Raw genomic sequence first — 9233 nt, 5'->3', positions numbered from 1 at the left:
TGTGTTAACATTGTGGGATCTCGAGCCGGCTGAGTTCTGATAGTGCTTTGCACAGCTTTACTTCCAAGGCTGCCTGTTCGAGGCGTTCCTGTCACGCGGCGATCTGACGAACGGAAAGGGCGATCATAGGGACCCTGCTACCGTCGCAAGCACGGCAACAGGGCGCGGCCTGCCATGGCAATCGACGTGTACTGCACGAAATGCTTCATGTTCCGCGGGTCGCGTACTCCTGATGGCGAAGCGAAGCTGTGCAAAGCACACCGATACGAGCAGTGGCAAGTGGAACTCGGTCTATGTCCGTTCCCGATGGGCAGAACAAGGTGTCTGGGATGTCATGCTCAACATGCTAGTCGAGTTGGATCTCCCTGACGATTGGCAGCGCATAATCGACAGCACCATTCTTCGCGGCCATTCTCGCAGCAGCGGGCGCTAAACGGGGCCTGCGAGGAGAGCTCGGATCAAAGCCGCGGCGGCTTTGCGAGCAAGATCTCAATGCGCGTTTACGTCCGCTGTGGAGCCGCAGGCGCGCGTAGCACACGATCAGGAACGTCCTCCGAGAAACACTGCTGCTGCTGCACAACATCCTCCCGGTCATCCCCAAAACTGACCGCCGTGATCCAGCTTCATGCGATTATCGCCGCTGCCCTTGATCGGAACCTTGTCGAGCGGCTGTTCAATCTTTTCGGGCAGTTGCCTCGCATCGCGACCCGCTACGACAGGACTGCTGCGTCACTCCTGAGCTTCTTCTGCCTTGCCGCCGCCTGCATAGGGCTACCCATTGTGTCAACAGGTCTGGGGCAGCCGCCGGGCTGTACGCGTTAAATCTCGCCGCCGCTAAGCCGCTGACAAATCATGTCAAGCTGGTCCAGCGTCTTGAACTCGACATTCACCGTCCCGGAGTTTTCGTTTGCCATTGATATCTGCACGTTCAAGCCGAGGAATTCCTGCAGCTGGGTTTGGATCGCCAGCAGATCGGCTGCACCTTCATGAGTGGGAGGGCGGGCAGAGCGACGCGGCGTCTCCCTGTTTGGCGCACTCCTGCGCCTCACCAGTTTTTCGACCTCACGTACCGACAGGTCGCGTTGCACGGTATTTTGTGCGATTTCTTCCGCAGCTTCGCAATTGATCAGGGCGCGAGCATGACCCATGGAAAGTTGATCTTGCTCGACCAATTCCAGAACGCCGTCCGGTAACGCGAGCAACCGCATCAGATTGGCAACATGGCTGCGGGATTTATTGACCAGAGTTGCTATCTCAGCTTGTGACATTCTGTTCTGATCGACCAGCCTGCTATAGGCGCGTGCCTCCTCAACAGGATTGAGGTTCTCCCGCTGGATGTTCTCTATCAACGCAAGTGCCGTGACATCCTTGTCTTCGAGTTGCCTGACGATGGCTGGAATGTTTTGCACTCCGGCGATCTGCGCGGCTCTCCAGCGACGTTCTCCTGCGACCAGCTGGTATCGGGTGCCGCCAAGCGGCCGAACGATAATTGGCTGAATGACGCCACGTGCTGCAATTGAGCCAGCGAGGTCCTGTAAAGCGCCGTGATCGAATTTGACCCGCGGATTGTCGGGGTGAGCTTCGATAGATCCGATCTCTATTTGAGCCAATCCGTCCGTTACGTTGCTTGACCTGGTATCATGCCGCATATCTCCCACAGTGTCGGCCACGGTGGTCAGGGCAACTGGCTCTTCGCGATCCACATCACCCAGCAAGGCACCGAGTCCGCGGCCAAGGGCCGCCCGACGGCGATTAGCATCTGCGCCGGTCATGCTGCTTTCCTTAACGATGGCAATCTTGATATCAGCTCGCGCGCCAATGTCATATAAGCGATAGAACCTGCGCAATGATGATCATAGATCAATGCCGGCAAGCCGTGGCTTGGCGCTTCGGCTAGTCGCACGTTGCGGGGAATAACGGCACTGAACACCAAATCTCCAAGCACGTCCCGAACGTCATCTGAAACCTGTTCACTCAACCTGTTGCGACGATCCACCATGGTGAGCGCAATGCCAACGATACGAAGGGACGGATTGAATCGCTCTTTGACCTGCTCAACAGTTTGCATAAGCTGGCTTAATCCCTCCAGCGCGAAAAATTCACATTGGAGCGGCACCAGAAGCCTGTCGGCGGCAGTGAGAGCATTCAAGGTCAGAAGCCCCAGAGAGGGCGGGCAGTCGACAAAACAGATGTCGTACTCCTGAACCGAAGCCAGGCTCGTTCGCAATCGCTCAACACGTCCGGGTACGCTTACCAGTTCCACTTCGGCACCGGAGAGGTCGACTGTAGCTGGAACAATCTGCAGATTGCTGATTTTGGTTGTAGCTATGCACTCACTCAATGGCACCTCATCAACAAGCAAATCATAGCTGCTTGCGCCGCGGGATGCGCTCGCCAAACCCAGGCCACTCGAAGCATTGCCTTGTGGATCCAGATCAATCAGCAAGGTCCGCCAGCCAGATGCGGCAAATGCCGTTGCCAAGTTTATCGCCGATGTCGTCTTTCCAACGCCGCCTTTCTGATTGGCGACAGCAATCACGATCATCTCAGTGCACCTGTATCGATCATCGTGGTTCTGCCGACAATTATGCCAGCGTTGTCATTGGTGCATGAGTGTTCCACGTGAAACATCGCTCCTTGTTCACCCATCTGAGCAAGCTCTTCAGCAGCGCTTTTACCTTTTGGTAAAAGCCACCAGGTTTCAGGGGTGGCTATGTGGCTAGCCTGTGCAAGCGTATCTGGCAAGGAAGCGAATGCACGCGCGCTGATGATGGCAGCATTCCGACGTGCGAGTGTGCTCAACCGCCCGTGGTGGACCGTCGTATTCTCCAACCCATTTGCGTTCATTGCTTTCTTCAACCAATCTGCCCGCTTTCTCCGTTCCTCGACGAGGGTGAACGGCAAATCTGGACACAAGATCGCGCAGATCATCCCGGGAAACCCTGCACCTGTTCCCAGATCTACCCACTCTCCCGATGTTCCACGTGGAACAAGATCGACAAGCTGTGCGCTATCCAAGATGTGGCGAGACCATAGGAACGGCACAGTTGCAGATGCGATGAGGTTCTGCTGCCCATTCTCCTCGAGCAGCATGCTGGTGAACTTGTGCAGGCGGGCGATCTGTACTGGGGAATAGCGACCTGGGCTCCTGCCCAGCCATGCTAATGACTGCGCCATGTCAGAAGCATCTACTACTGCGCTACCACTCATTGCGGAACCTGCTCCGTCTGTCTCCGGCGAGCATGCACGAGAAGCGCGGCCATTGCTGCGGGTGTAATTCCATTGATGCGTCCTGCCGCCGCAATTGTATCCGGCCGCGCGCGCTCCAACCTCTCGATCATCTCCAGAGAAAGGCCTGGGATGGATGCAAATGGGAAGTCTGCGGGAATGGCTACGTTTTCACCGCGCTTCAGTTCTTTCAATTCGGCATCTTGGCGCAACAAGTACGGTGCGTAGTGCAGATCTTCGAGTGCCTCATCGAAAACATCCTCGGCCGCCTTCCATCCCAAGTATTCTTCAAAGCGGCATCGCCTGCTTTCCTCTTGGCAATCGTGGAGCAACCACTCTCCGAAGGAGCGGCCGCTCTTTCCGCTCCTCGCCGTCGAGGAAATCGCTTGCAATGCGGCGGCGGGCACCGACGCTTGTAGTGCCCGCTGCGTGGAAGCACGGTCAGACTGGCGTCGTCTGAACCAATCCTTCCGCTCTTGGCTCACGCAACCGTACTCGATCGCTATTGACGTCAGTCGAGTGCTTGCATTGCTCGCTCGCAAATGAAGCCTGTATTCCGCCCGGGCGGTGAGCATGCGGTATGGCTCCGTGATGCCGTGAAGAGTCAGATCATCGATCATTACGGCGATATAGGAATTGCTTCTATCAATGGCCGGCGCGCCCACCTCCACTGTTGCACTCGCCGCGCACAGTCCAGCGACCAAGCCCTGCGCCGCAGCTTCTTCATAGCCGGTCGTGCCATTGATTTGTCCCGCGCAGAACAGCCCACGAAGGTCCTTTGCTTCTAATGAGCGGTTCAGTGCCCGAGGATCGATGTGGTCATATTCGACTGCATATCCTGGTTCGACAATGACAGCGTTTTCAAGACCTTCAATTGTATTCAGAAAACGAGCCTGCACCTCGATTGGCAGCGATGTGCTTATCCCATTCGGATAAATAAGATGAGACCCCATTCCTTCTGGCTCGAGAAAGATCTGATGTCCCGTGCGATCAGCAAATCGGCTTACCTTGTCTTCGATAGAAGGACAGTAACGCGGTCCCAGCGCATTGATGGCGCCGCTGAATAGCGGCGAACGATCTTTGGATGCGCGGATAAGATCATGGGTTCGTTCGTTCGTTCTGGTGATCGCGCAGAACATCTGCGGATTACAACGTTGTGTCGTCAACGGCGACATGGTCCAATCAGAAATATCAGACGGTTGTCTTGGCAGACTCTGCCATGCAATCGTCCGGCCATCCAGACGCGGCGGAGTCCCTGTCTTGAGACGTGCAAGCGGGAGACCGATTGCTCGCAGCTGTTTTGCCAGTTGGCTCGCGGCCTGTTCGCCGACCCGACCACCGCTGAAGGTTTCTTCGCCCCTGAACATGCGTCCGCCGAGGAAGGTCCCGGTGCAAAGAACCACGGCCCGACTGTCAATGCGGGTACCATCTGCCAGAACGACCCCGGCGACTGCCCCCTGCGAAATAATCAATTCTGATACTTCGCCGGAAAGCTGGTCCAGATTTGGCTGTGCGCGTAGCATGCCCCGGATGGAGCGACTGAACAGAACGCGATCCGCCTGTACCCTTGGACCGTGTACAGCACTGCCCTTGGAGCGGTTAAGCATCCGGTAGTGAATCGCTGCAGCATCGGCTGCCCGGCCAATCAGGCCGTCAAAAGCATCGACTTCGCGAACAAGATGCCCTTTGCCCAGCCCGCCTATTGCTGGATTGCACGACATGGCCCCGGTTTTACGAGAGTCAAAGCTGATGAGGCAGGTTCGCACTCCCATCCGAGCAGCCGCACCAGCGGCTTCGCAGCCTGCATGGCCATCGCCTACTACAATAACGTCATAAGTTTGCATGCGCGGCGTCTACCCCAAGCAGGCCGCACAAGCAAAGATGTTCCACGTGGAACATTATTTGCCAATGCAGAAATTGCCAAAGAGCGCGTCGAGCATGTCTTCTGTCGAGACGTTGCCGAGCAGTCTGTCCAACTCCACTCGCGCCCTTCGCAGAAATTCAGCCAGGATCAACAGGTCCGCCGACCGATTGCCGAGCATCTCATGCGCGGCAATGACTTCCTGGCTGCTTGCATGAAGAGCGGTTCGTTGAAATCGGCTTAGCGCAATTTGCCCCGGCTTCGGCATGGCAGCTGCCGCAACGATTCTTAACGCTTCGCGCAGTTCGCGTACACCGGCAAGCGTGACAGCGGAGACGCTAAAATCGGGAGCCTTCTTCGCAAAATTATCCAGGTCGGACTTTGCACCAATTTCCCAAGCCTCTGCAGGTCCCTCACCTTCTGCACCCAGCCACAAGACGAGATCCGCTTTGACAACCTCGTTATACGCCCTTTCAATCCCGACGAGTTCTACGGCATCTGTTGTATCATCGCGCAATCCGGCCGTATCGATGAAAAGAAACGGAACACCGTCTATTGCAACGGGTCTTTGCAGAACATCGCGAGTGGTCCCGGCAACCGGCGTGATTATCGCCGCATCCTCCTGCACCAATGCATTGAACAGGCTGCTTTTTCCGCTGTTCGGCGGCCCAGCCAGGACGACCCGAAACCCTTCCTTCAAGGTTTCTGTCTGCGGCCCGTTCAGCCATTCCTGCAGCCGGTTGCTCATCACCTCCAGGCGAGCGGCGAAATCGAGTGGCATCTGCTCTGCGTCTTCCTCGTCTGAAAAATCCAGCACAGCTTCGACTTCAGCCGAGAGCTGGAGCAGATCTTTACGCCATTGCGTCACCATCCGCGAAAATAAGCCGCCAGCCATGGCTTGCGCGTTCAACCTTTGAAGTTCCGTTTCCGCCGCCAGCAGATCGGCCAAGCCTTCTGCTTGTGCCAAATCCAGCTTGCCATTGGCAAAGGCGCGCCGGGTAAACTCCCCCGCTTCGGCATGGCGGACCGCCGGGATCTTGCCGAGGGCCTGTTCTACTGCTCGAACCACGGCCCGACCGCCGTGGACGTGTAACTCTGCGCAATCTTCACCTGTCGCGCTAGCCGGGCCCGGCATGTAGAGCACCATCCCTGTATCGAGCACATCCCCTGCTTCAGAACGCAAATCGGCCAGCACGGCTCTACGCGGCGGCGGGACACGTCCGGCGATCGTCTGCAGCAGCTGCGATGCGGCAGGACCGCTGATGCGAATGACTGCAATCGCGGCAGGCGGGCTGCCGCTGGACACGGCAAAGATCGTTTCGGGCAGGTTCTGCATTGGCGGTTGTTTATTGCGAAGCGTCGGCAGCGCTCTACGACAATCGATCAGTCTTTCTTGGCCCGCGACCCGCCAAACGCTGCGCTGGCGCCGCTTTCCATCAATTGACGAAACATGGTCAGTCCCATCTCACCCATTGGCGCAAACTGCTTCACCATGTCCTGAAGCTGTTCGACACTGCCAGCACCCTTCATCGTCTTCACCAGAGTGTCGACATATACTTCATTGGCTCGCGTAACGTCAGGCAAGCCGAGGAAGCGCCGCGCTTCTTCAGGTGTGCAATCGACTTCGAAATTCATCTTCATAACCGCGCACCTTTTGTTGTCCTGGCACAAGCTGTCACAGCCGCTTTGCAATGTCTACCGTGGCGGTCTAATGATTTTTCAAAGCTGTATCGAAGAAGAGGCCCCAAAATGAAACTGACGACTGACATCCCCACACTCGACAAGCAATCCAGCTTCGGGGCCTATGTGTCGCGGCCGAAGGGCACGCCCAAAGCTGCCATCCTCGTCATTCAGGAAGTTTTTGGCGTCAATGATGGTATTCGCAAGAAATGCGATGATTGGGCGGAAAAGGGGTATCTGGCGGTTGCGCCTGATCTGTTCTGGAGGCTGGAGCCCGGCGTAGAGCTAAATTGGGATGACCAGGCACTGCGTGAAAAAGCGTTCGACCTCATGAACCGTAACGATCCTGACAAGAACATTCTCGATATCGAAGCCACGATTCACTGGATCAGGGGTGAATGCAAAATCGCAAAGGTCGGCGCAGTCGGTTTCTGCCTTGGCGGCAAGCTTGCATATATGACCGCAACACGCACCGACATTGATGCCACGGTAGGCTACTATGGCGTGCAGATCGACGAAATGCTGGACGAGCAGCACGCCATCTCCCGGCCTCTCATGCTGCATATCCCGACCGCCGACCAGTTTGTCCCTGCTCAGGCACAGGCAAGGATGCATGAAGGCCTGGAGGACAATGCCAAGGTGACGTTACTTGATTACCAAGGCCTCGGTCATGGCTTTGCAACCGAGGACGGTACAAGGCGTGATGAGGAAGCCGCGACGCTGGCGGATCGGCGTACGGCAGAATTCTTCACGCAGCATCTTGGCTGACAACTAGCATGCTGAACCATGCGAACTGGCGCGATTCGGCCAATCTCATCACGCGGTTTGCTGTTCCGCTCGTGCTTCTGGTGCTCGCCGGCATCTGTGCGTTCTGGCAACCGGCGCGCTGGGCGTTGCTGATCCTCGTGCCGCTGCTCGTCGTAGCAATGTTCGATTTCGCACAGGATCGGCACAGCCTGCGCCGCAACTATCCCCTGTTGGCGCGATTTCGCTGGCTTATGGAGGATCTGCGCCCTTATCTGCGCAGTTATATCGTCGAAGGAGATCTGGAAGGGCGTCCATTCAGCCATGACGAGCGCGCGCTGGTTTACGCTCGTGCCAAAGGGCAGCTTGATTCCCACCCCTTCGGCACCGAGCTCGACGTTTATTCAGAGGAATATGAGTGGCTGAGCCATTCCATTGTTCCAAACTCCAACGCACCTGAACAATGGCGCGTGCCGGTTGGCAGCGGCCAGTGCAGCAAGCCCTACGAAGCCTCCTTACTCAACATCTCGGCAATGAGCTTCGGATCGCTTTCCGCCAATGCCATCATGGCTCTTAACAAGGGGGCGGCGGCGGGTGGTTTCTACCATGACACCGGAGAAGGTGGTCTGTCACGGTATCACCGCAGCTTTGGTGGCGATCTAGTCTGGGAAATAGGCAGTGGCTACTTCGGTTGCCGGACCACGGAAGGCCGGTTTGATGCTGCGCAATTTGCCGAAACGGCGCAGAATCCGCAGGTCAAAATGGTGGAAATCAAGCTTAGTCAGGGCGCCAAGCCTGGGCACGGCGGTGTGCTTCCCGCGAGCAAGGTGTCGCAGGAGATTGCAACGACGCGTGGCATTGCGATGGGACAGGACTGCGTTTCCCCTGCCGGACATTCAACGTTTTCAACACCCATAGAACTGCTCGAATGGGCAGCTTCGCTGCGCGAATTGAGCGGTGGAAAACCTGTCGGCATCAAGCTGTGTGTTGGTCAGCCACACGAAGTATTCGCATTGGCCAAGGCGATGCTGGAGACCGGCATCAGGCTCGATTTCATTACCGTTGACGGTGCAGAAGGCGGTACGGGTGCAGCACCTGTCGAATTGACCAACCGGGTCGGCATGCCGCTTCGCGAAGGATTGATCATGGTCCGCAACGCCCTGGTGGGTTGCGGGCTCAAAAGCGACACCAGGATTGCGGCGGCAGGAAAGGTTCATTCCGGTGCGCAAATGGCGATGAACCTGGGGTTGGGTGCAGACTGGTGCAATGCTGGCCGGGCGTTCATGTTTGCCTTGGGTTGCGTCCAGTCCATGCGCTGCCATGAGGATACCTGTCCCACCGGTATTGCAACGCAAGACGCAACCCGTCAACGCGGCCTGGTCGTCATGGACAAGGGGGAAAGAGTCGCCCGCTTTCAAAGCCACACCCTGGCAGGTTTGCGTGAAATCGTGATGGCCATGGGATTGGACACACCCTGGGACATCAAGCCGCAGCATATCAGCGAGCGGCTGAATACGGTTCGATCCGATTCAATGGACAGGTTCTATAATTTTCTGGAAAATGAGGAGCTGCTCGAAAACCCCCGCGACACGCAATATGCGCGCTATTGGGCGGCGGCAGACGCTCACAGCTTTCGTGCCGCACAGGCGGCATGATGCCCATTGTATCAAGGGTGATCAACGGGCGCTGATGCAAGGCTATGAAAGCGTAAGCCCTGTCA

General features: G+C 56.9%; 8 protein-coding genes. 2 read left to right on the top strand and 6 right to left on the bottom strand.

Annotated elements, in window-relative coordinates:
- Positions 1 to 818 precede the first annotated feature (818 nt).
- Genes RM533_RS12800 through RM533_RS12775 form a run of 6 tightly spaced genes read right to left on the bottom strand, consistent with a single transcriptional unit; the run spans position 819 to position 6730 of the window.
- Positions 819 to 1772, bottom strand: a complete 954-nt coding sequence (locus RM533_RS12800; protein WP_311341620.1) for a ParB/RepB/Spo0J family partition protein — start codon at positions 1770 to 1772, stop codon at positions 819 to 821.
- A complete protein-coding gene (locus RM533_RS12795; protein ID WP_311341619.1) occupies positions 1769 to 2545 on the bottom strand; it encodes a ParA family protein in 777 nt (258 codons plus the stop codon). Before RM533_RS12795 ends, RM533_RS12800 begins: the two co-directional genes overlap by 4 nt.
- The gene (gene rsmG, locus RM533_RS12790) at positions 2542 to 3177 is read right to left on the bottom strand and encodes a 16S rRNA (guanine(527)-N(7))-methyltransferase RsmG (protein WP_311341622.1); all 636 of its coding nucleotides are present in this window, start codon (positions 3175 to 3177) and stop codon (positions 2542 to 2544) included. The genes RM533_RS12795 and rsmG overlap by 4 nt, the downstream gene beginning before the upstream one ends.
- Before the next feature lie 29 nt (positions 3178 to 3206).
- Entirely contained in the window at positions 3207 to 5072 is a 1866-nt protein-coding gene (mnmG, locus tag RM533_RS12785; protein WP_311341618.1) for a tRNA uridine-5-carboxymethylaminomethyl(34) synthesis enzyme MnmG, read from the bottom strand.
- Positions 5073 to 5126: 54 nt separating this feature from the next.
- Positions 5127 to 6425: a tRNA uridine-5-carboxymethylaminomethyl(34) synthesis GTPase MnmE gene (gene mnmE, locus RM533_RS12780; RefSeq protein ID WP_432265078.1), complete on the bottom strand. Its 1299-nt coding sequence runs from the start codon at positions 6423 to 6425 to the stop codon at positions 5127 to 5129.
- Positions 6426 to 6472: 47 nt separating this feature from the next.
- Positions 6473 to 6730 (bottom strand): DUF6489 family protein, encoded by a 258-nt coding sequence (locus RM533_RS12775; protein ID WP_311341617.1) that lies wholly within the window; start codon positions 6728 to 6730, stop codon positions 6473 to 6475.
- Between the two features lie 108 nt (positions 6731 to 6838).
- Here RM533_RS12775 and RM533_RS12770 point away from each other — a divergent pair, with 108 nt between their 5' ends.
- Positions 6839 to 7537 (top strand): dienelactone hydrolase family protein, encoded by a 699-nt coding sequence (locus RM533_RS12770; RefSeq protein WP_311341616.1) that lies wholly within the window; start codon positions 6839 to 6841, stop codon positions 7535 to 7537.
- A gap of 8 nt (positions 7538 to 7545) precedes the next feature.
- Complete coding sequence (locus RM533_RS12765; RefSeq protein ID WP_311341615.1) at positions 7546 to 9168, top strand: FMN-binding glutamate synthase family protein; 1623 nt, start codon at positions 7546 to 7548, stop codon at positions 9166 to 9168.
- Positions 9169 to 9233 lie beyond the last annotated feature (65 nt).

Origin of the sequence: Croceicoccus esteveae (assembly GCF_031846435.1) — a bacterium.
Classification (GTDB): Bacteria; Pseudomonadota; Alphaproteobacteria; order Sphingomonadales; family Sphingomonadaceae; genus Croceicoccus; species Croceicoccus esteveae.
The sequence above is the reverse complement of the archived record's forward strand: the minus strand, read 5'-3'. Positions and strand labels throughout refer to the sequence as shown.